Origin of the sequence: Streptomyces sp. Je 1-79 (assembly GCF_025195125.1) — a bacterium.
In the GTDB taxonomy this organism is placed as follows: domain Bacteria; phylum Actinomycetota; class Actinomycetes; order Streptomycetales; family Streptomycetaceae; genus Streptomyces.
This window is the reverse complement of record NZ_JAMGSL010000003.1, coordinates 205,129-226,998: the sequence shown is the minus strand read 5'-3', so window position 1 is coordinate 226,998 and position 21,870 is coordinate 205,129. Positions and strand designations below refer to the sequence as shown.

Below are 21,870 nucleotides of genomic sequence, written 5' to 3'. Positions count from 1 at the left end.
CTCTGGGTTACCAAGCCTACGACTTGTCACTGACAGGACCGAAGGCTTTTCCGGGCGGGCGCTACGACCGCGGGGCCCTGAACCCGATCGTCGGGACGGCCCGGCGCAGGGGCCAGGGGCGGGTCGCGGCCGGGAGCAGCCGCTCCAGGAAGGCGTAGCGGCCGCGCAGGGCCTCGGGGTCCTGGCAGACGTGCTCCTGGACGTGCTCCCACCAGGCGGCGACCTCGCGCCAGCCCGGCGCCGAGAGGGAGCCGCCGAACTCCTGCACGGAGAGTGCGGCGATCAGCCCCGCGAAGGCCAGCCGGTCGGCGAGGGGCCAGCCGGCGAGCGTGCCGGTGACGAACCCGGCCACGAAGACGTCCCCGGCGCCGGTCGGGTCGAGGGCGGAGACCTCGATGGCGGGCACCTCGGCGGTCTCGCCGGTGGCGCCGTCGACCGCGTAAGCGCCCTCGGCCCCCAGGGTGACCACCGCGTAGCGGACCTTGTCGGTGAGCGCGCGGGCGGCGGCCCTGGGGCAGTCGGTGCGGGTGTACCGCATGGCCTCCTGGGCGTTGGGCAGGAAGGCCTCGCAGTGCTCCAGATCGGTCAGGCCGTTCAGGTCCCAGCGGCCGGTGTCGTCCCAGCCGACGTCGGCGAAGACCTTCGCGCCGCCGCGGGCGGTCTGGGCGACCCACTCCTCGGCGCGGCCGGGTACGAGCGAGGCGACGGCGGCCCGGGCGTGCGGCGGGTAGGCGGGCAGGGCGCCGTCCAGCGGCGGGGCCTCGTGGCCGTGGGAGACCATCGTGCGCTCGCCCTCGTACGCCATGGAGACGGTGACCGGGGAGTGCCAGCCGGGCACGGTCCGGGAGAGCGAGAGGTCGATGCCCTCCCCCTGCTCCAGCGCGTCCCAGCAGTACTCGCCGTAGTGGTCGTCCCCGAAGGCGGCGGCGAGCGAGGTCCGCAGGCCGAGGCGGGCGAGGGCGGTGGCCATGTTGGCGACGCCCCCGGGGCTGGAGCCCATGCCCCTGGCCCAGGATTCGGTCCCGCGCACGGGGGCGCTGTCGAGGCCGGTGAAGATGATGTCGAGGAAGACCGTGCCGGTGAGGAAGACGTCGCAGTCGGGGTCCGTGGGCTCGCGCAGGCGCACCAACGGATCGACTCCCGCGTCGTGTTGCTGGTCTCCCTTTGCTGTGGTCACGGCAGGCTCCCCGGTCGTGGTGCGGATCAGGTCAGTGTGCCCGATGGGGTTCTGGCGGCCAGGTGTGACGCAGGCGAAAAACGAGCCCGTTTACCCGGGGAATACGACCCCAAACCCATAGTGACTCAGATCACACGCGGATTGGGTGGTTTCCTTCCCGTTCGGGCTTCTCCCATCCCCCGCCGACTTGATAGATATGTCCCGCGATCCCGTGCAACACCGGGCGCTCCACCCCCTGTTCCTCCCGTTCTCTGGAACGCCCATGTCGTCGCGCCCGCGTGCCCTGGGGCCTCTTGTCGCCCTGTTCACGGCCGGTTATCTCGCTCCGTACCTGCTCCCGACCGTCGTCGGCAGACTCTCCGCCGGGCTCGGCCTCTCCCCGGCCCAGGCGGGCCTGGTCGGCTCGGTCCTCCTCCTCGCCTCCGCCGCCGCGGGCTTCACGCTCGCCGCGCGCGTGGAACGCCTCGGCCCGCGCCGAGTGGCCCGCTGCGGCCTCCTGGCCATGGCCGTCGGCTACGGCTCGGCGGCACTGACCGCGAGCGTTCCGCTGGTGGTGGGCGGCGCGGTCGTGGGCGGCTTCGGCTCCGGTACGACGCTGGCGGTCGCCGCGTCGGGCCTCGCGGCCCAGCGGGACCCGCACCGGGCCTCGACACTCGGCCTGCTCACGGTCTCGGCGACGGCCGGCGCGCTCTACCTCACGCTCCCCCACCTCGGCGGCGGCCACGCGCTGCCGTTCGCGTCCATCGCGCTCACGGCGGCGCTGGTCTGGCCGCTGACGGGCGGCCTGGCGGGCGGGTCCGGGCGCCCCGCCGCGGGGCCCGCCAGAGGCGGCGAGGGATCCCCACTGCCGCACCGGCGGTCCGGGTTCGTGCTGGCCGCCGCGATCCTGTGCTGGTCCATGGCGCAGAACGCCCTGTGGGGCGTCAGCGGCCGGATCGGGCTCACCCAGGCCGGGCTGAGCGAGGTGACCGTCGGCGCCGTCTTCGCGGTGGCGCTGGGGGCCGGTCTCGCGGGCGTCACGGCCGCGGGAGCGATCGGCTCACGGCTCGGCCGGGCCGCCCCGGTCGGGGCGGGCACGGCGATCATCGCCGTGTGCGTGCTGGTCAGCTCCGGCGCCGAGGACCTGCCCGCGTTCGCGACCGGCGAGATCCTCTGGAACGTCTTCTACCCGGTGGTCCTGTCGTACCTGCTCGGCCTCGCCGCCTCGCTGGACCCGCGCGGCCGCTGGGCCGTCCTCGTGGGCTCGGCGTCCTCCCTGGGCGTGGCCTGCGGCCCGGTCACCGGCAGCGTCCTGTCCGAGCACGCCGGATACCCGGGCATGGGCCTGATCCTGTGCGTCCTGCTCCTGGTGGTCGCGGTCCCGATGACGGCGGTCGCCCTGCACACCTCCGGCCGCCCGCTGGTCCCCGGCTCCGTCCGCCGCCGCGGCGGCGCCCCGGCGGCCGTGGTCGCGGGCACGACCACCGCGGCGACCGGCCTGGTCCCGCAGATGGGCGCCCCGGAGCAGGAGGTCACCGAGATCCCGGTCCCGTCCCGCCGCCGCGCCGACCGCCGCGCCTTCCGCCTGGCCCGCCCGAGCGACCGGGGCTAGGGCGGCGCCGGGGATCGCGGGTGCACCCGCGCCCGTGGACGTACCCCGCCCCCTACTCCGCGTCGAAGTCGTACGCCTCGACCTCGGCCAGGTACCGCGCCCTGCGGTCCTCGTCGTCGTCGAGGAAGGACGCCTCGAAGGAGTTGCGGGCCAGCGTCCGCAGCTGCTCCCGGTCCAGCCCCAGCGCGCCCCGCACCGCGTCGAAGGTGTCGCCCACGTAGCCGCCGAAGTACGCCGGGTCGTCGGAGTTGACCGTGGCGACCAGACCGGCGTCCAGCATCGAGGCCAGTGGGTGGTCCTCCAGGACGTCGATCGCCCGCAGGCGTACGTTCGACAGCGGGCAGAGCGTCAGCGGCACCCGCTCCCGCACAAGCCGCTCCACCAGCTCCGGGTCCTCCACACAGCGCAGGCCGTGGTCGACCCGCTCGACGCCCAGCACGTCCAGCGCCTCGCGGATGTAGGCCGGCGGGCCCTCCTCGCCCGCGTGGGCGACCTTGCGCAGACCGAGCGCCTCCGCCGCCGCGTACACCTCGCGGAACTTCGACGGCGGGTGGCCCACCTCCGCCGAGTCGAGACCGACGCCGGTGATCCGGTGCAGATACGGCCTCGCGGCCTCCAGCGTCGCCATCGCCGACGCGGCGGACTCGTCGCGCAGGAAGCACATGATCAGCCGCGTCGAGACGCCGTGCCGCTCCTCGGCCCCGTCGAGCGCGCGCCCCAGACCCTCGATCACCGTCCCGATCGGCACGCCACGGGCGGTGTGGGCCTGCGGGTCGAAGAAGATCTCGGCGTGCCGCACACCCTGGGCCGCGGCCCGCGCCAGATAGGCGTCGGCGAGCTCGGTGAAGTCCTCGGCCGTGTGCAGGACGGCCATCAGACCGTAGTACAGGTCCAGGAAGGACTGCAGATCGCTGAAGAGGTACGCCTTGCGCAGCTCCTCGGTGTCCGCGTACGGCAGCGTGACGCCGTTGCGCGCGGCGAGCGCGAACGCCAGCTCGGGTTCGAGGGTGCCTTCGATGTGGAGGTGGAGTTCGGCCTTGGGGAGGGGCATGGATCTATCTTTTCGGTAGGGGGACCCTCATGAGGTCCTGGGCAATGCTCAGCTCGCCGTCGAACCCGGCCGCCCGCGCCTGCCGCTCGAACTCGTCGGGGTCGCCGTACCGCTGCGAGAAGTGGGTGAGGACGAGGTGCCGCACCCCCGCGTCGCGCGCGACGGCCGCGGCCTGGCCGGCCGTCAGATGGCCGTGGTCGGTGGCGAGCCGGACGTCCTCGTCGAGGAAGGTCGACTCGATCACCAGCATGTCGGCGCCCTCGGCGAGCGCGTGCACGCCGTCGCAGAGCCGGGTGTCCATGACGAACGCGAACCGCTGCCCGCGCCGGACCTCGCTGACCTCCGCCAGCGTCACGCCGTTCAGGACGCCCTCGCGCTGGATCCGGCCCACGTCCGGCCCCTTGATGCCGTGCGCGGCAAGCCGCTCGGGCAGGATGCGGCGCCCGTCGGGCTCGGTGACCCGGTAGCCGTACGACTCCACCGGGTGCGAGAGCCTGTACGCGTCCAGGGTGTACGACTCGGTGACGGCGAGGGGACCGTCGGCGGCCACCGGGGCCTGCGTCAGCTTCACCGTCTCGCGGTAGGCCGTCGCGTACCGCAGCCGCTCGAAGAACCGCTGTCCGCTCGCCGGGTAGTGCGCGGTGACGGGGTGCGGGACCTGGTCGAGGTTGATCCGCTGGATCACTCCGGCCAGGCCCAGCGAGTGGTCGCCGTGGAAGTGCGTGACGCAGATCCGGTCGAGGTCGTGGGCGGCGACCCCGGCCCGCAGCATCTGCCGCTGGGTGCCCTCGCCGGGGTCGAACAGGATGCCCTGACCGTCCCAGCGCAGCAGATAGCCGTTGTGGTTGCGGTGCCGGGTCGGGACCTGGCTCGCGGTCCCGAGCACGACGAGTTCACGTACCGACACGTCGTCTCCGCGACTATCCGGGAGGCCAGTTGAGGCCGCGTCCGCCGAGCACGTGCGCGTGGGCGTGGAAGACGGTCTGGCCCGCGCCCGCGCCGGTGTTGAAGACGATCCGGAAGCCGCTGCCGTCGACCTTCTCCTGCGCGGCGATCTCGCCGGCCTCGCGCAGCACGTCGGCGGCGATGGCCGGCGCGACGGCGGCGAGGCTGGCGGCGTCGGGGTAGTGGACGCGCGGGATGACGAGCACGTGCGTGGGCGCCTGCGGGTTGATGTCCCGGAAGGCGACGGTCGTCTCCGTCTCGCGCACGATCGTCGCCGGGACCTCCCCGTCCGCGATCTTGCAGAACAGGCAGTCGCTCTGCGGCTCTCCGGCCATGGCCCGGGCCTCCTCGCCTTCGGTGATCAGTTCCTCCCGCATCGTATCGGCCGCGTCACCGGCCGCGCTCGGGACGGGGGGCGCGGCGCTGCAGGGCGGCGCGGCTCACCCAGTAGGTGATGATCACGGTCCAGAAGAGCGGGAAGCCGAGCACCCCGAGGACGGACTCGTCCAGCGTCCACAGCGCCAGCGAAGCCGCCGAGTGCAGACCGAGCAGTCCGACGGCGACCGCCATGGCGAGTACGGGCCGGCAGTTGCGTGCCACGAGGAGCAGCGGGCGGCGCAGCCGCGGCGGGACGCGGCGGGTGATCCACACCGCCCAGCCGGCCCAGCCGGCGACGAGGACGAGCGCGCCGATCACGTACGGGACGGCGGCCTCGGCGCCCGACGAGCCGGTCCGCAGCGGCGCCGAGCCGATGGAGGCCGCGACGAAGCCGAGCAGGGCCACCCAGCGGGCTCCGGCGGCGGTGCCCCAGGCCATGGTCTCCAGGTTGTAGCGGGCCTGCCGGTCGTTCATGTCCAGCGCCGCGGACTCGACGAAGCCCTCGGCGGCCTTCGTCCACGCGCCGGGCCGGAGCCAGCGGCCGCGCAGATGCAGCAGGGAGAGGTTGTTGTGCGCCTCGCTGCTCTCCGGGTCGAGGCGCAGCGCCGTCTCGTAGGCCTGCCGGGCGACGCGGTGGTCGCCGTTGCGCTGGGCGGTGAGGCCGACGAGGAAGTGCGCGTCGCTCTCCTCCGGGGCGAGCCCGACGGCGGTGCGGGCCGCGTCGTACGCCTCGCGCCTGCGCTCCGTACGGACGGAACGGTCGAGGACGGTGCCGAGGGCGTAGTGGCTGCCCCAGTACCCGGGGGCGAGTTCGACGGAGTGCCGGGCGGAGCGCTCGGCCTCCTCGTAGCTCTTCAGCGCGAGCAGGATGTGCGTGCGCATCAGCCAGGCCGGCAGCGAGTCGGGTTCGGCGAGCAGCGCCGCCTCGACGGACTCCAGGGCCTCCTGCTCGCGGCCCAGGCGGTGCCGGCAGCGGGCCAGCAGGACCAGCGCGGCGGCGTCCTGAGGGACGGTGGCCAGATGCTGGGCGGCGAGCGCGGCGGCCTGCTCGTACCGTCCGACGTCGAAGAGGGCGTCGGCCCTGTCCAGGGTGGGGCTCATCAGACCTTGTCCCGGTCGTGGGTGATGCTGAGCAGGTTCGGTACGAGCCCCAGCCAGAACAGGACCTGCGGGATCGTGCGGTCGGTCCACGGCACGAGGAGCATCACCAGGGCGCAGAGCGTCGCGAGTGTGGCCTGCCCGAGGACGACCCGGGGCCAGAACAGCCGCCGCACGAGGTCCCGTACGGTCAGCTTCGCGCCGGTGCGCATCCGCAGGTAGCGGCGCAGGGCGCCGAAGCCCCAGACCGCCGCCATCAGCGCGAGCGCCCAGAGCCGGGTGCCGAGGTGGATCGGGAGGTCCTTCGGCTCCTCGCCCTCGGTCGGGAAGATGTCGACGGTCACCCCGGCCATCACCAGGCAGAGCAGGGCGAGCCAGCGGGTGCCGCGCAGCATCCGGTAGACGGCCTTGTCGAGGTCCGTGCGCAGCGCTTCGGATTCGGGGGCCGCGGCGAGTCCGCTCGCGTACATGTCGGCGGCCCGGGCGGCGGACGTGCCGGGCCTGGCGGCCTCGCGCTCGGTGCTCACGGTGACCGCGAGGGTGTGCGTGGGGTCGACGCGGATGAGCTCCCGTACGGCCTCGTCGGCCAGCTCGGTTCGCCCGTGGAACGAGGCGACCTTGTACATGGTCTGCCAGGTGTAGGTCACGTCCGGCCCGATCCGCACCGCGGTGCGGGCCTGTTCCAGCGCGTCCTCCGGACGGTCCGGGGCCAGTTCGAGCAGCAGCTCGGCGAGGTGCCGGCGCGGGCCCCAGGCGTACGGGTCGATGCGGATCGCCTCGCGCTGCGCCGCCTCGGCCTCCTTCAGCCGGCCGAGATGGCGCAGCGCCACGCCGCGCACGAAGTGGGCTTCGAGGTACTGGGGTTCGAGCCGCAGCGACTCGATGGCGGCGGCGAGGGCCTCGGACGGCCGCCCGAGGGTGATCAGGCACTGGCCGAGCACGGACCACGCGTGGTGGTCGTCGGGGTCCTCGGCGAGGCGGCGGCGGATCAGCTCGTAGGCCTCCTCGTCCCGCATCATCTCGTAGAGCAGGCTGGCCCGTTGGACCTGCGGGTGCGGACTCACAGCTTGCGCTTCTTCTTCAGGTAGGCGACCAGGTCGTCGTACATGCCGCCGTCGTTGGCGAACATCGCCACGTTGCGGGCCGAGGCGAACCAGGACTCGCTGGACGGCTTGATCTGCTTCGCCGCGCCCAGCAGGTCCTTCATGTTGATCAGGCGCACGGTGCCGGTACGGGCGGAGTCGAGGAGCGCGGACTCGGCGGCCGTCTCGCAGAGATGGGCGAGATCGGCGCCGGAGAAGTCCTCGGTGACCTTGACGAGCTTGCCGAGGTCGACCGACTCGATGGGGCGCTCCCGCAGGTGGTAGCGGAGGATCGCGTCGCGGGCCGGGGCGTCGGGCGGCAGCACGAGCAGGGTGCGGTCGAGGCGGCCGGGGCGGCGCAGCGCGAGGTCCACGTCCCAGGGCACGTTGGTGGCGGCGAGCACGAAGACGCCCTCGTTCTCGGCCCCGTCGATGCCGTCGAGCTCGGTGAGGAGCTGGTTGACGACGTTGCGCAGCCCGCTGTGGTGGCTGCGGGAGCGCTTGGCACCGAGCGCGTCCAGCTCGTCGAGGAAGACGACGCAGGGGGCCTGGGCACGGGCGGTCTCGAAGATGTCGTGGACGTTCTTCTCGGACGTACCGATGTACATGTCGAGGATGTCGGCGAGCGAGATCGACATGAAGCTCGCGCCGAGCTCTCCGGCGACGGCGCGGGCGATGAACGTCTTGCCGCAGCCGGGCGGACCGTAGAGGAGCAGGCCGCCGCGGAGGGACTTGCCGTACAGCTTGCGGAGTTCGGGGTTGCGCATGGGGGCGAGGAAGGCGGCCTCCAGGCGGTCCTTGACCTCCCGCATCCCGCCGACGTCGGCGAGGCGTACGGAGCCGGGGGCGTCGACGTCCCAGGCGGACGCGTCACCGGCGTCGCCGCTCCCGTCGGCGGTGAGCGGCTGCTCCAGGTCGCCGCCGTCGCCGTCGCCGTCGCCGTCGACGAAGCGGGGGCCGACGACGTGCCCGATCTGCTGCTCGGCGGCGGCCCAGTCGAAGCCGGGCGGCCCGTCGGACGCATCGGGGCCGGAGGCCGCCGTGGCGTCCGGAACGACGGGGGCAGACGCCTCGACAGCGGGGGTCGCGGGGTCTGCGGGGACGTCCTGAGCCGGAGTTGCGGGGGCCGGGGCTGCCGAGGCCGGAGCTGCGGGGGCCTGGGCCGGGGTTGCGGGGGCCGGGGCCCCGGGGGTCTGGGCGGGCAGCCCCATCGCGCGGACCATCAGCGCCCGTGCCGCCCCGTCACCCGGCGCGTGCTGGAGCGCGACGGCGGCCTCGGTGACGGCCTCGTCGCCACGCCCCTCGGCCAGGAGCAGCTCGGCGAAGTGGAGCCGCAAGGGCACGTCTTCGGGCGCGGCGGCGACCGCGGCGCGCAGACTACGGATCAGGGGAGACTCGTCGGACATGCGGTCAGCCTAGGGAGCAACCCGGCGCCCGCGTCCACCGGGTTCCCGAACGGATCCGGGGTGGTACGCCGCTTCCTCGACAAAGCCACGGCGCGCGGCCTCCCTACGACCGCCCACGGCCTGCAAGAGGCGGACGTCCGGCCCCTGTTCGACGCGCTGGCGACGAGGGACCGGAGACCCGAGAGCGTGCGGAGCCCCGAGAGCGACAGGAGGGTCAGAGCGTGCCGGTCTAGCTCCAGCGGCCCGTTCGGCCGAGGAGCAGGGCCGTGGCCGCGGTGCCGGCCGTGGAGGTACGGAGCACGCTGTGGCCCAGTCGGTACGGCTTCGCGCCCGCCGTCTCGAAGGCCGCCAGCTCCTCCGGCGAGACGCCCCCCTCGGGCCCGACGACGAGCACGATCTCGCCCTCGGCGGGGAGTTCGGCGTCGGCGAGCGCGCCGCTGGGGTGGTCACGGTCCTCGTGCAGGACGGCGGCGAAGTCGGCGCCCGCGAGGAGCGCGGCGACCTGCTTGGTGGTCATCGCGTCGGCGACCTCGGGGAAACGGGTGCGGCGCGACTGCTTGCCCGCCTCGCGCGCGGTCGCCCGCCACTTGGCGAGCGCCTTCAGCCCGCGGTCGCCCTTCCACTGGGTGATGCAGCGGGACGCGGCCCACGGCACGATCGCGTCGACGCCGGTCTCCGTCATGATCTCGACGGCCAGTTCGCCCCGGTCGCCCTTGGGAAGCGCCTGGACGACGGTGATACGGGGCAGGGGCTCCGGCTCCACGGCCGTACCCGAGACCTGGACGGTCAGCTGGTCCTTGCCCTCGGCGGCGAGCACGACGCAGTCGGCCCACGCGCCCCGTCCGTCCGTCAGGACGAGGTCCTCCCCCGCGCGCATCCGCTTCACGGAGACGGCGTGACGGCCCTCGGAGCCGTCGAGGAGGAAGGAGCCGAGGCCGGGGACGGCCTCGACGACGAAGACGGGTGCGGTCATGAGGCGCTCCTGTGGGCCTGCGCGGTCAGTGCGGTGTCGAGTTCGGAGGCCAGCACCTCGACCAGTTGACCGGCCGGGAGTTCACGGGCCAGCCGGTGCCCCTGGCCGGCCCACAGGGCCATGCCCTGCGGGTCGCCCGCGGTGGCGGCGGCCTTGCGGAGGGGTGCGGTGAGGTGGTGGACCTCGGGGTAGGCGGCGGGGGCGTACGGCCCGTGCTCGCGCACGAAGCGGTTGACGAGCCCGCGCGCCGGGCGGCCGGAGAAGGCCCGGGTGAGCTCGGTGCGGACGAAGAGCGGGTTGGTCAGGGCCTGCTTGTGCAGCGCGTGCGCGCCCGATTCGGGGCAGACGAGGAACGCGGTGCCGAGCTGGGCGGCGTCGGCCCCGGCGGCGAGGACCGCGGCGATCTGGGCACCGCGCATGATCCCGCCGGTCGCGACGATCGGCAGCCGCACGGCCTCCCTGACCTGGGTGACGAGCGTGAGGAGACCGGTCCCGGCGAGCGTGGCGTCCGGGTCGTCGCGGTGCGTGCCCTGGTGCCCGCCCGCCTCGACGCCCTGGACGCAGACCGCGTCGGCACCGGCCCGCTGAGCGGCCTGGGCCTCGTCGGGCGAGGTCACGGTGACGATCGTGTACGTACCGGCGCGGGCGAACGCGTGGAACGTCGCCCGCTCCGGGCAGCCGAAGGTGAAGGAGACGACCGGGACGGGATCCTCGAGGAGGATCGCGAGCTTGGCGTCGTAGGCGTCGTCGCGGCCGTGGTCGGGGTCGCCGAGGGTCGTCTCGTACCAGGTGGCCTCGCCGGAGAGCTGGTGCCGGTACACCTCGACGGCGGCGGGGTCGGCGGGCTGTCCGCCGGGCGGCATGAAGAGGTTGACGCCGAAGGGCTGCCCGGTCAGCCCACGCACCTGCTTGATCTCCTGGTACAGACCGCCGGCGGTCTTGTACCCCCCGGCGAGGAACCCGAGTCCGCCGGCCTCGCACACGGCCCCGACGAGCTCCGGACGGGCGGCGCCACCCGCCATGGGGGCCTGCACGATCGGGTATCGGGAGAGATCGTTCAGCGCGGTGGACATGCAGGCATCGTGTCATACGGAAGGGCGGCATCCGCGCCCCGCGGATACCGCCCCTTCCAGGCAGAACGTCGGCCTGCGGGCCGACGGGAACCGGCTCTGCCGACCGCTGCACGCGCCCGTCGGACACGAGAACGACCCGTCACGCCTTGCCGTTGCTCGCGCCCGTCGGACACGAGAACGGCCCGTCACGCCTACCGGCCGTTGAACGCGTCCTTCAGCCGGGAGAACAGCCCCTGCTGCCCGGGCTGGAACTGCCCCGTGGGCCGCTCCTCGCCGCGCAGCTTCGCCAGTTCGCGCAGCAGCCGTTCCTGCTCGGCGTCGAGCTTCGACGGTGTCGTCACCTCGACGTGCACGATCAGGTCGCCGCGACCGCCACCGCGCAGGTGCGTGATGCCGCGCCCGTGCAGCGGGATCGACTGGCCGGACTGGGTGCCCGGGCGGATGTCGACCTCCTCCATCCCGTCGAGCGTCTGCAACGGCACCTTCGTGCCGAGTGCTCCCGCCGTCATCGGGATGGTGACGGTGCAGTGCAGGTCGTCGCCGCGCCGCTGGAAGGTCTCGTGCGGGACCTCGTGGATCTCGACATACAGGTCGCCGGCGGGGCCGCCGCCGGGGCCGACCTCGCCCTCGCCCGCGAGCTGGATACGCGTGCCGTTGTCGACACCGGCCGGGATCTTCACGGTCAGCGTGCGACGCGAGCGGACCCGGCCGTCCCCCGCGCACTCCGGGCACGGGGTCGGGACGACGGTGCCGAAGCCCTGGCACTGCGGGCAGGGGCGGGAGGTCATGACCTGGCCCAGGAAGGACCGCGTGACCTGCGAGACCTCACCGCGGCCGCGACACATGTCACAGGTCTGGGCGGAAGTGCCGGGCGCGGCGCCCTCACCCGAACACGTCGTACAGACGACCGCCGTGTCGACCTGGATGTCCTTGGTCGTGCCGAAGGCCGCCTCGTTGAGGTCGATCTCCAGCCGGATCATCGCGTCCTGGCCGCGCCGGGTGCGCGAGCGCGGTCCGCGCTGCGACGCCGTACCGAAGAACGCGTCCATGATGTCCGAGAAGTTCCCGAAACCGCCCGCGCCGAAGCCGCCGGCTCCACCGCCACCGCCGGAGGCGGACAGCGGGTCACCGCCGAGGTCGTAGACCTGCTTCTTCTGCGGGTCCGACAACACCTCGTACGCGGCGTTGATCTCCTTGAACCGCTCCTGCGTCTTCGGATCGGGATTCACATCCGGGTGCAGCTCGCGCGCGAGCCGCCGGAATGCCTTCTTGATCTCGTCCTGGGACGCGTCGCGGCGCACGCCGAGTACGGCGTAGTAGTCCGTGGCCACTTACGACTCCGCCAGGATCTGTCCGACGTAACGTGCCACTGCGCGTACCGCTCCCATCGTTCCGGGGTAGTCCATGCGGGTCGGTCCGACCACGCCGAGTTTGGCGACTGCCTCGTCGCCCGAACCGTAGCCGACCGCGACGACGGACGTGGAGGTGAGGCCCTCATGGGCGTTCTCGTGCCCGATCCGTACGGTCATGCCCGAGTCCTTGGCCTCGCCGAGCAGCTTGAGGAGCACGACCTGCTCCTCCAGCGCCTCGAGCACCGGCCTGATCGTGAGGGGGAAGTCATGGCCGAAGCGGGTGAGATTGGCGGTACCGCCGATCATCAGCCGCTCCTCGTGCTCTTCCACCAGGGTTTCGAGGAGGGTCGCGAGCACCGTCGAGACCGTGCCTCGGTCCTCCGTCTCCTCGAAGGACTCCGGAAGATCCTGCACCAGTTGCGGCACGTCCGCGAAACGGCGGCCGACGACCCGGCTGTTGAGCCGGGCGCGCAGGTCCGCCAGCGAGCTCTCGCCGAACGGCGCCGGGCAGTCGATGACACGCTGCTCGACCCGGCCGGTGTCCGTGATCAGCACGAGCATCAGCCGGGCGGGGGCCAGCGCGAGCAGCTCCACGTGCCGGACCGTCGAGCGGGTCAGCGACGGGTACTGCACGACGGCGACCTGGCGGGTCAGCTGCGCGAGCAGCCGGACCGTACGCCCGACGACGTCGTCGAGGTCGACCGCCCCGTCGAGGAAGTTGTGGATCGCGCGCCGCTCGGGCGTCGACAGCGGCTTGACCCCGGCGAGCCGGTCGACGAAGAGGCGGTAGCCCTTGTCCGTCGGGATGCGTCCGGCGCTGGTGTGGGGCTGGGCGATGTAGCCCTCGTCCTCCAGGACGGCCATGTCGTTGCGCACCGTGGCGGGCGAGACGCCGAGCTTGTGGCGCTCCGTGAGCGCCTTGGAGCCGACCGGCTCCTCCGTCCCGACGTAGTCCTGGACGATGGCGCGCAGCACCTCGAGTCTGCGTTCGCTGAGCATGGCGCACACCTCCAGCTGTCGTATCGGTCGCTCCGCGTTTGGCACTCGCCCTGTCCGAGTGCCAGGAATCCCCCGGCCAGTGTACGGCGGCGGGCATCGCTCCTGGCAAGGAGGCCGCGTCGGAGGTCGCGTCGTAGCGGATAGCGTCGCGGTATGGACCTCACTTGGGAAGAGTTCGGCTGGGAGCGGATCGCGGACGGGGTGGGGCGCCGCCGCCTGCCCGGCTGGGACGCCACCGTGGGCCTGGTGGTGGGAGGACGGGCCGTACTGCTGTACGACACGGGCTCCACGCTCCGGGAGGGCGCCGAGCTGCGGGCTCAGGTGGAGGCGCTGACGGGCGGCCGGAGAGTGACGCACATCGCACTGAGTCACCCCCACTTCGATCATGTTCTGGGCACGGCGGCCTTCGCCGGCGCCGAGGTGTACGGCGCGGTGGGTCTGCGCGAGCTGATGCGGCGGGAGGGGGACGCGCTGCGCGTGGACGCCGTACGTCAGGGGGTGGACGCACGGGACGCGGAGGAGGCGGCCGACATGCTGGTGGCGCCGCACCACGAGGTCTCGGGGGAGTGGACGCTGGACCTGGGCGGCCGCCAGGTGCTGCTCGCGAACATGGGGCCTGGCCACACCGCGCACGATCTGGCGCTCTTCGTGCCCGGCGCGCCGGAGGTCGTCTTCTGCGGTGACCTGGTGGAGGAGTCGGGCGAGCCGCAGGCGGGCCCGGACGCGCTGCCGTCGCGCTGGCCGGACGCGCTGGACCGGCTGCTGCGGGTGGGCGGGGAGAGCGCGGTGTACGTGCCGGGGCACGGAGCGGCGGTGGACGCGGCGTTCGTACGGCGCCAGCGGGATGAACTGGCACGCCGCTTCTCCGTCGCATAACGTCGCGCAAATGCGCAGCTACAACCCGGACCTGACGCCCCCTTGGAAGCGATCCGCCCCGGTGCCGGACGTACCGGCGGAGGCGGACCTCGTGGTGGAGGAGGTCTCCACCGGCTTCTGCGGGGCGGTGATCCGCTGCGAGGCGGGCACGGTGACGCTGGAGGACCGCTTCGGCAAGCACCGGGTCTTCCCGATGGAACCGCGCGGTTTCCTCCTGGAGGGCCGGGTGGTCACGCTGGTCCGACCGTCCGCCGCTCCCGCGCGCCCCACCCGCACCGCCTCCGGCTCGGTCGCGGTCCCTGGCGCGCGGGCCCGGGTGGCCCGGGCGGGCCGCATCTACGTGGAGGGCCGCCACGACGCCGAGCTGGTGGAGCGGGTCTGGGGCGACGACCTTCGCATCGAGGGCGTGGTGGTGGAGTACCTGGAGGGGATCGACGACCTCCCGTCGATCGTCGCGGAGTTCGCCCCGGCGGCGGACGCGCGGCTCGGCATCCTGGTGGACCACCTGGTCCCCGGCTCGAAGGAGTCCCGCATCGCGGCGCGGGTCTCGTCCCCGGACGTCCTGATCGTCGGTCACCCGTACATCGACGTCTGGGAGGCGGTGAAGCCGTCGTCGGTGGGCATCCCCGGCTGGCCCACCGTCCCCCACGGCCAGGACTGGAAGACGGGCGCCTGCCGCGCCCTGGGCTGGCCGGAGAACACGGGAGCGGCCTGGCAGCACATCCTGTCCCACGTCCACACGTACAAGGACCTGGAACCGGCACTCCTGGGCCGAGTAGAAGAACTGATCGACTTCGTGACGGCACCGTAACCCGCCCTCCCCGCGTTGTGGGCAATCGTTCCGCAGGGCGGAACGGGTGGGCACAACCCACAGGGGCGGCGCCCTGACAGGCCCCTGGCGGGGGAGCGGCACGCTCGAAGGGCGGCCGGACCTAGTCCACGAGGTCCCTGACGACCGCGTCGGCAAGCAACCGCCCCCGCAGCGTCAGGACCGCCCGCCCCTCCCCGTACGGCTCCGCCGCGAGGAGCCCGTCCGCCAGCGCCTTGCGAGAGGCTGCCAGCCCCGCGGGCTTCAGGAGCTCCAGCTCCACGCCCTCCCGGAGCCGTAGCTCCAGAAGCACACGCTCCACGCGCCGGTCCTCCGCCGAGAGAACCTCGCGCCCGGCCCCCGGCGACCGCCCCTCCCCCAGCGCCGCCGCGTACGCCCCCGGATGCTTCACGTTCCACCACCGCACACCGCCCACGTGCGAGTGCGCCCCCGGCCCCGCGCCCCACCAGTCGGCTCCGCGCCAGTACAGCTCGTTGTGCAGGCACCGGCCCGCCTCCGACGTGGCCCAGTTCGACACCTCGTACCAGTCGAAGCCGGCCTCCGCGAAGACGGAGTCGGCGATCAGATACCGGTCCGCGTGCACGTCGTCGTCGGTCATCGGCACCTCGCCCCGGCGGATCCGCCGGGCCAGCTGCGTCCCCTCCTCGACGATCAGCGCGTACGCGCTGACATGGTCGGGGCCGGCGCCGATCGCCGCCTCCAGCGACGCCCGCCAGTCGTCGTCGGACTCCCCGGGCGTCCCGTAGATCAGGTCCAGGTTGACGTGCTCGAAACCCGCCGCCCGGGCCTCCGCGACGCACGCCTCGGGCCGCCCCGGCGTGTGCGTACGGTCCAGGACCTTCAGGACGTGCTGCCGGGCGCTCTGCATGCCGAAGGAGATCCGGTTGAAGCCCCCGGCCCGCAGCTCCGCGAGATAGGCCGGGTCCACCGACTCCGGGTTCGCCTCGGTCGTCACCTCGGCGTCGTCGGCGAGCCCGAACTCGTCCCGGATCGCCCCCAGCATCCGTACGAGGTCGCCGGCCGCGAGCAGCGTGGGCGTGCCGCCGCCGACGAAGACCGTCCGCACCGGCCGCGGGTCGTCGCCGAGCACCTTCCGGGCGAGGCGTATCTCCTCGGCGACCTGTCCCGCGTAGTTGTCACGGGAGGCGAGCACGCCTCCGGCACCGCGCAGCTCACTGGCGGTGTACGTGTTGAAGTCGCAGTAGCCGCAGCGCGTCGCGCAGTACGGCACATGCAGATAGAACCCGAGCGGCCGCTCCCCGGCCCCTTCGAGGGCGTGCGCGGGCAGCGCCCCGTCTTCGGGCATGGGCTCACCATCGGGCAGTACGGAAGGCATGAGCCCATTGTCCCGTACTGCCCGAGCTGAGCCGCCGGCCTGTGGAAAACCAGGGGCCAGGAAGCGGACCGGACCCCCGGCTACGCCTCCCGGGCCCCCGCGTACATGTCCTCGATCAGCTCCTTGTACGTCCGCTCCACCACCGGCCGCTTCATCTTCAGCGACGGGGTCAGCTCACCGTGCTCGACGTCCAGGTCCCGCGGCAGCAGCCGGAACTTCTTGATCGTCTGCCAGCGCTGCACGCCCTCGTTGAGGCGGTCGACGTAGCCCTGCACCATCTCCAGGGTCTGCGGGGCGGCCACGACCTCCGCGTACGCCTTGCCCGCGAGGCCGTTCTCGGCGGCCCAGCCGAGGATGGCGGGCTCGTCGAGCGCGATGAGCGCGGAGCAGTAGTTCCGGTCGGCGCCGAGGACGACGATGTTGGAGACGAAGGGGCAGACCGCCTTGAACTGGCCCTCGATCTCGGTCGGCGCGATGTACTTGCCGCCCGAGGTCTTGAACAGGTCCTTCTTGCGGTCGGTGATCCGCAGGTAGCCGTCGGCGGACAGCTCGCCGATGTCCCCGGTGTGGAACCAGCCGTCCGCCTCCAGGACCTCGGCGGTCTTCTCGGGCAGGCCGTGGTAGCCCTGCATGATGCCGGGGCCGCGCAGCAGGATCTCGCCGTCGTCGGCGATCCGGACCTCGCAGCCGGGGAGCGGCTTGCCGACCGTACCGGTGCGGTAGGCCTCGCCCGGGTTGACGAAGGAGGCGGCGCTGGACTCCGTGAGGCCGTAGCCCTCCAGGATGTGGATGCCCGCGCCGGAGAAGAAGAAGCCGATCTCGGGTGCCAGCGCGACGGAGCCGGAGACGGCGGCGCGCAGCCGGCCGCCGAACGCCTCGCGGAGCTTCTTGTAGACCAGCGCGTCCGCGACCTTGTGCTTCGCCGTGAGGCCGAAGGGGGCGGAGGCGGTACCGGTGCGACGGAAGTTGTCCTGGGTGACCTTGGCGTACTCGCGGGCCACTCCGGCCGCCCACTGGAAGATCTTGTACTTGGCGGGGCCGCCCTCGCGCGCCTTGGCGGCGACGCCGTTGTACACCTTCTCGAAGATGCGGGGCACGGCGGCCATGTACGTCGGCTGGACCACCGGCAGGTTCACGATGATCTTGTCGATGCGGCCGTCGACGGCGGTGACGTGACCGACCTCGATCTGGCCGGAGGTGAGCACCTTGCCGAAGACGTGCGCGAGCGGCAGCCAGAGGTACTGGACGTCGTCCTGGGTGACCAGGCCGGTCGCGGCGATGGCCTTGGCCATGTACGACCAGTTGTCGTGCGGGAGCCGTACGCCCTTGGGGCGGCCGGTGGTGCCCGAGGTGTAGATGAGGGTGGCGAGCTGGTCGGCGGTGATCGCGGCGACGCGCTCCTTGACCGCCTCGGGGTGCTTCTCCAGGTACGCCTTGCCGCGCGCCTCCAGGTCGGCGAGCGAGATGACCCAGTCGTCGGTCTCCACGCCGGTGGCGTCGATGACGACGACGTGGTGGAGGCCGGGCAGCTCGGCGCGGGTCTCGCGGGCCTTGGCGACCTGCGCCGCGTCCTCCGCGATCAGCACCTTGGACTCGGAGTCGGAGAGGATGAACGCCGACTCCTCGGCGTTGGTCTGCGGGTAGATCGTGGTGACCGCGGCTCCTGCGCACATCACGCCGAGGTCGGTGAGGATCCATTCCACCCGGGTGGAGGAGGCCAGGGCGACCCGCTCCTCCGCCTGGACGCCCAGGTCGACGAGACCGGCCGCGATGGCGTAGACGCGTTCGGCGGCCTGCCCCCAGCTGAGCGACTTCCACTCGTCCGTGCCCTGGCCGGACGCCGCCGGGACCGGATAGCGGTAGGCCTCCGCGTCCGGAGTCCGCGCGACGCGCTCAAGGAAGAGGGTCGCCACGGAGGGCGGTCGGTTCTCGATCAGGGTCTGTGTGTCGCTCACGACGTCCTCCGGGCGGCGGCGGTGCGTTCTGGCGGTGCGTTCCATGCGTACTAACTGGCGAGTAACCTTCGAGCCGCGATCAGAGTAAGGCGCCGGGGTCCGGCGCGTAAGAGGCTGCGGGCCGCCTCTTCATACCCGGTTGATAACAGAACGAACGGAGAACGGGCCCCCGCACGCTCGGCGCGGGGACCCGTTCGATGTATCTGTCAGCTAATCAGCCGATCGTGCGGCTACTTCTTGCCCTTGCCGCCGGCGGAGTCGTCACTCGACAGCACGGCGATGAAGGCCTCCTGCGGGACCTCCACGGAGCCGACCATCTTCATCCGCTTCTTGCCCTCCTTCTGCTTCTCCAGCAGCTTCCGCTTACGGGAGATGTCACCGCCGTAGCACTTGGCGAGGACGTCCTTCCGGATGGCGCGGATGGTCTCGCGGGCGATGACCCGGGAGCCGATGGCGGCCTGGATGGGCACCTCGAAGGCCTGCCGCGGGATGAGCTCGCGCAGCTTGGCGACGAGCCGGACGCCGTACGCGTACGCGGCGTCCTTGTGGGTGACGGCCGAGAAGGCGTCCACCTTGTCGCCGTGGAGCAGGATGTCGACCTTGACCAGGCTGGACGCCTGCTCGCCGGTGGGCTCGTAGTCCAGGGAGGCGTAGCCGCGGGTCTTGGACTTCAGCTGGTCGAAGAAGTCGAAGACGATCTCGGCGAGGGGGAGGGTGTAGCGGATCTCGACCCGGTCCTCGGAGAGGTAGTCCATGCCGAGGAGGGTGCCGCGACGGGTCTGGCAGAGCTCCATGATCGCGCCGATGAACTCGCTCGGGGCGAGGATCGTGGCGCGGACGACCGGCTCGAAGACGTCGTCGATCTTGCCTTCGGGGAACTCGCTCGGGTTGGTGACCGTGTGCTCGCTGCCGTCCTCCATGACCACGCGGTAGACCACGTTGGGGGCGGTGGCGATCAGGTCGAGACCGAACTCGCGCTCGAGCCGCTCCCGGATCACGTCCAGGTGCAGCAGACCGAGAAAACCGACGCGGAAGCCGAAGCCGAGGGCGGCGGAGGTCTCCGGCTCGTAGACGAGCGCGGCGTCGTTGAGCAGCAGCTTGTCGAGGGCGTCGCGAAGGTCGGGGTACTCCGAGCCGTCCAGCGGGTAGAGGCCCGAGAACACCATCGGCTTGGGGTCCTTGTAGCCGCCGAGCGCCTCCGTGGCGCCCTTGTTCAGGGAGGTGATGGTGTCACCGACCTTGGACTGGCGGACGTCCTTCACACCGGTGATGAGGTAGCCGACCTCGCCGACGCCGAGACCGTCGGACGGGGTCATCTCCGGGGACGAGACACCGATCTCGAGCAGCTCGTGGGTGGCGCCGGTCGACATCATCCTGATGCGCTCGCGCTTGTTGAGCTGGCCGTCGACGACACGGACGTACGTCACGACACCGCGGTAGGAGTCGTAGACCGAGTCGAAGATCATCGCGCGGGCGGGCGCGTCCGCGACACCGACGGGGGCCGGAACGGTCGCGACGACGCGGTCGAGCAGCGCCTCGACGCCGAGACCGGTCTTGGCCGAGACCTTGAGCACGTCCTCGGGCTGGCAGCCGATGAGGTTGGCGAGCTCCTCGGAGAACTTCTCCGGCTGCGCGGCGGGCAGGTCGATCTTGTTCAGCACGGGAACGATCGTGAGGTCGTTCTCCATCGCGAGGTACAGGTTCGCGAGAGTCTGCGCCTCGATGCCCTGGGCCGCGTCGACGAGCAGGACCGTGCCCTCACAGGCGGCCAGGGACCGCGAGACCTCGTAGGTGAAGTCGACGTGCCCGGGGGTGTCGATCATGTTGAGGATGTGGGTCTTCCCCTGACCCTCGCCCTCGGTCGGCGCCCAGGGAAGACGGACCGCCTGGGACTTGATCGTGATGCCGCGCTCGCGCTCGATGTCCATCCGGTCGAGGTACTGGGCACGCATCTGCCGCTGGTCGACCACACCGGTCAGCTGGAGCATCCGGTCGGCAAGCGTGGACTTGCCGTGGTCGATGTGCGCGATGATGCAGAAATTGCGGATCAGCGCCGGGTCGGTACGGCTCGGCTCAGGCACGTTGGTAGGAGTCGCGGGCACGCAGGGTCTCGTCTCGGGGCGATGGTCGGATCGATACGTAGGCTCCATCGTCCCATGACTGGGGACGTCCGCTCGGTTTGGGCGGAGGTTGGCCCCCCTGATATCGTGGACAGCTGTGTCTCGTACGCCCTCTCAGCGATGGGACACACCTCAGAAACAACACCGAACCTGAAAAGGCTCTTTTCGTGGCGAACATCAAGTCCCAGATCAAGCGGAACAAGACGAACGAGAAGGCGCGCCTGCGCAACAAGGCCGTCAAGTCCTCGCTCAAGACCGCGATCCGCAAGGCCCGCGAGGCCGTCGCCGCGGGTGACGTCGAGAAGGCCGTCGTGGCTTCTCGCGCCGCCTCCCGCGCGCTCGACAAGGCTGTCTCGAAGGGCGTCATCCACAAGAACGCCGCCGCCAACAAGAAGTCGGCGCTGGCCACCAAGGTTGCCGCTCTGCAGGGCTGAGCCCCTCTGATGTAACGCCGGACGGGACCCAGCGGGCCCTCTCTCCCGCTCCCACCCGGCACCCCGGACTCGTACGCGATACGCGTTCGCCACGCGTGTACGAGCCCACCAGCCGTACGACAAGGCCCCGCGTCCTCCTTCCCCAGGAGGCAGCGGGGCCTTCGTCGTACGCGCGGCCCGCGCCCGCCTACCGCCGCAACCGCGCCGCCCGCGCCACCGCGACCACCGCCTTCTCCAGCGCGTACTCCGGGTCGTCCCCTCCGCCCTTCACACCCGCGTCCGCCTCCGCCACAGCGCGGAGCGCGAGGGAGACGCCGTCCGGGGTCCAGCCCCGCATCTGCTGCCGCACGCGGTCGATCTTCCACGGCGGCATCCCCAGCTCCCGCGCCAGATCCGCCGGACGCCCGCCCCGTGCCGAGGACAGCTTGCCGATCGCCCGGACGCCCTGCGCCAGCGCGCTGGTGATCAGGACCGGCGGCACTCCGGTCGAGAGCGACCAGCGCAGCGCCTCCAGCGCCTCCGCGGCCCGTCCCTCCACCGCGCGGTCCGCGACGTTGAACGACGACGCCTCGGCCCGCCCCGTGTAGTACCGCCCGACGACCGCCTCGTCGATCGTCCCCTCCACGTCCGCCGTCAGCTGCGACACCGCCGACGCCAGCTCCCGCAGGTCGCTGCCGATCGAGTCGACCAGCGCCTGGCACGCCTCGGGCGTCGCCGAACGCCCCAGCGCCCGGAACTCCTGCCGTACGAACGTCAGCCGCTCCGCCGGCTTCGTGGTCTTCGGGCAGGCCACCTCCCGTGCGCCCGCCTTCCGCGCCGCGTCCAGCAGACCCTTGCCCTTGGCGCCGCCCGCGTGGAGCAGCACGAGCGTGATCTCCTCGATGGGCGCGTCGAGGTACGCCTTGATGTCCTTGATCGTGTCCGCGGACAGGTCCTGCGCGTTCCGCACGACCAGCACCTTGCGCTCGGCGAACAGCGACGGGCTCGTCAGCTCCGCGAGCGTCCCGGGCTGAAGCTGCTCGGAGCTGAGGTCCCGCACGTCCGTGTCGGCGTCGGCGGCCCGGGCGGCCGCCACCACCTCCTGGACCGCACGGTCGAGGAGCAGGTCCTCCTGGCCCACGGCGAGCGTCACGGGGGCGAGAAGGTCGTCGGTCGAATTCTTCCTGGTGGCCATCGGGACCAGGATCCCACGGGC

The 21,870-nt window shown here is 72.2% G+C and carries 19 protein-coding genes; 4 read left to right on the top strand and 15 right to left on the bottom strand.

Annotated elements, in window-relative coordinates:
• Positions 1–61: 61 nt before the first annotated feature.
• A complete protein-coding gene (locus M5362_RS06385) occupies positions 62–1,177 on the bottom strand; it encodes a PfkB family carbohydrate kinase (protein WP_260226343.1) in 1,116 nt (371 codons plus the stop codon).
• A gap of 262 nt (positions 1,178–1,439) precedes the next feature.
• On the opposite strand from M5362_RS06385, the gene M5362_RS06380 reads away from it, so the two are divergent.
• Positions 1,440–2,768, top strand: a complete 1,329-nt coding sequence (locus tag M5362_RS06380; protein ID WP_260226342.1) for an MFS transporter — start codon at positions 1,440–1,442, stop codon at positions 2,766–2,768.
• Between the two features lie 52 nt (positions 2,769–2,820).
• On the opposite strand, the gene M5362_RS06375 is transcribed toward M5362_RS06380, so the two are convergent.
• The 10 genes from M5362_RS06375 to hrcA form a co-directional block, all read right to left on the bottom strand.
• A complete protein-coding gene (locus M5362_RS06375; protein ID WP_260226341.1) occupies positions 2,821–3,819 on the bottom strand; it encodes an adenosine deaminase in 999 nt (332 codons plus the stop codon).
• A 4-nt stretch (positions 3,820–3,823) separates the two neighbouring features.
• Positions 3,824–4,726: a ribonuclease Z gene (locus tag M5362_RS06370; protein WP_260226340.1), complete on the bottom strand. Its 903-nt coding sequence runs from the start codon at positions 4,724–4,726 to the stop codon at positions 3,824–3,826.
• Between the two features lie 13 nt (positions 4,727–4,739).
• The gene (locus tag M5362_RS06365; RefSeq protein ID WP_260226637.1) at positions 4,740–5,099 is read right to left on the bottom strand and encodes a histidine triad nucleotide-binding protein; all 360 of its coding nucleotides are present in this window, start codon (positions 5,097–5,099) and stop codon (positions 4,740–4,742) included.
• Positions 5,100–5,154: 55 nt separating this feature from the next.
• Positions 5,155–6,243 carry a tetratricopeptide repeat protein gene (locus tag M5362_RS06360; RefSeq protein ID WP_260226339.1) on the bottom strand — a complete coding sequence of 363 codons (1,089 nt, stop codon included), beginning with the start codon at positions 6,241–6,243 and terminating at the stop codon, positions 5,155–5,157.
• On the bottom strand, positions 6,243–7,304 hold the full coding sequence (locus M5362_RS06355; RefSeq protein ID WP_260226338.1) for a tetratricopeptide repeat protein: 1,062 nt from the start codon (positions 7,302–7,304) through the stop codon (positions 6,243–6,245). The genes M5362_RS06360 and M5362_RS06355 overlap by 1 nt, the downstream gene beginning before the upstream one ends.
• Positions 7,301–8,728, bottom strand: a complete 1,428-nt coding sequence (locus tag M5362_RS06350; RefSeq protein ID WP_260226337.1) for an AAA family ATPase — start codon at positions 8,726–8,728, stop codon at positions 7,301–7,303. Before M5362_RS06350 ends, M5362_RS06355 begins: the two co-directional genes overlap by 4 nt.
• Before the next feature lie 229 nt (positions 8,729–8,957).
• Complete coding sequence (locus tag M5362_RS06345; protein ID WP_260226336.1) at positions 8,958–9,701, bottom strand: 16S rRNA (uracil(1498)-N(3))-methyltransferase; 744 nt, start codon at positions 9,699–9,701, stop codon at positions 8,958–8,960.
• Positions 9,698–10,774 (bottom strand): nitronate monooxygenase, encoded by a 1,077-nt coding sequence (locus tag M5362_RS06340; protein WP_260226335.1) that lies wholly within the window; start codon positions 10,772–10,774, stop codon positions 9,698–9,700. Before M5362_RS06340 ends, M5362_RS06345 begins: the two co-directional genes overlap by 4 nt.
• 191 nt (positions 10,775–10,965) lie before the next feature.
• A complete protein-coding gene (gene dnaJ / locus M5362_RS06335; protein WP_260226334.1) occupies positions 10,966–12,105 on the bottom strand; it encodes a molecular chaperone DnaJ in 1,140 nt (379 codons plus the stop codon).
• Complete coding sequence (gene hrcA, locus M5362_RS06330) at positions 12,106–13,125, bottom strand: heat-inducible transcriptional repressor HrcA (protein WP_260226333.1); 1,020 nt, start codon at positions 13,123–13,125, stop codon at positions 12,106–12,108.
• 153 nt (positions 13,126–13,278) lie between these two features.
• Between hrcA and M5362_RS06325 the strand changes: the two genes are divergently transcribed.
• Both M5362_RS06325 and M5362_RS06320 read left to right on the top strand, forming a co-directional pair.
• The gene (locus tag M5362_RS06325; RefSeq protein ID WP_260226332.1) at positions 13,279–14,001 is read left to right on the top strand and encodes an MBL fold metallo-hydrolase; all 723 of its coding nucleotides are present in this window, start codon (positions 13,279–13,281) and stop codon (positions 13,999–14,001) included.
• Positions 14,002–14,011: 10 nt separating this feature from the next.
• Positions 14,012–14,812, top strand: coding sequence for a DUF3097 domain-containing protein (locus tag M5362_RS06320; RefSeq protein WP_260226331.1), 801 nt, complete (start codon positions 14,012–14,014; stop codon positions 14,810–14,812).
• Between the two features lie 121 nt (positions 14,813–14,933).
• On the opposite strand, the gene hemW is transcribed toward M5362_RS06320, so the two are convergent.
• The 3 genes from hemW to lepA form a co-directional block, all read right to left on the bottom strand.
• Entirely contained in the window at positions 14,934–16,166 is a 1,233-nt protein-coding gene (gene hemW / locus M5362_RS06315) for a radical SAM family heme chaperone HemW (RefSeq protein WP_260226330.1), read from the bottom strand.
• Positions 16,167–16,246: 80 nt separating this feature from the next.
• Complete coding sequence (locus M5362_RS06310) at positions 16,247–18,121, bottom strand: long-chain fatty acid--CoA ligase (RefSeq protein ID WP_260226329.1); 1,875 nt, start codon at positions 18,119–18,121, stop codon at positions 16,247–16,249.
• A 230-nt stretch (positions 18,122–18,351) separates the two neighbouring features.
• Positions 18,352–20,223, bottom strand: coding sequence for a translation elongation factor 4 (lepA, locus tag M5362_RS06305; protein WP_260226328.1), 1,872 nt, complete (start codon positions 20,221–20,223; stop codon positions 18,352–18,354).
• A 185-nt stretch (positions 20,224–20,408) separates the two neighbouring features.
• Here lepA and rpsT point away from each other — a divergent pair, with 185 nt between their 5' ends.
• Positions 20,409–20,675 (top strand): 30S ribosomal protein S20, encoded by a 267-nt coding sequence (gene rpsT, locus M5362_RS06300; protein WP_137989361.1) that lies wholly within the window; start codon positions 20,409–20,411, stop codon positions 20,673–20,675.
• A 187-nt stretch (positions 20,676–20,862) separates the two neighbouring features.
• Here rpsT and holA read toward each other — a convergent pair whose 3' ends face one another.
• On the bottom strand, positions 20,863–21,849 hold the full coding sequence (gene holA / locus M5362_RS06295) for a DNA polymerase III subunit delta (RefSeq protein WP_374214415.1): 987 nt from the start codon (positions 21,847–21,849) through the stop codon (positions 20,863–20,865).
• Positions 21,850–21,870 lie beyond the last annotated feature (21 nt).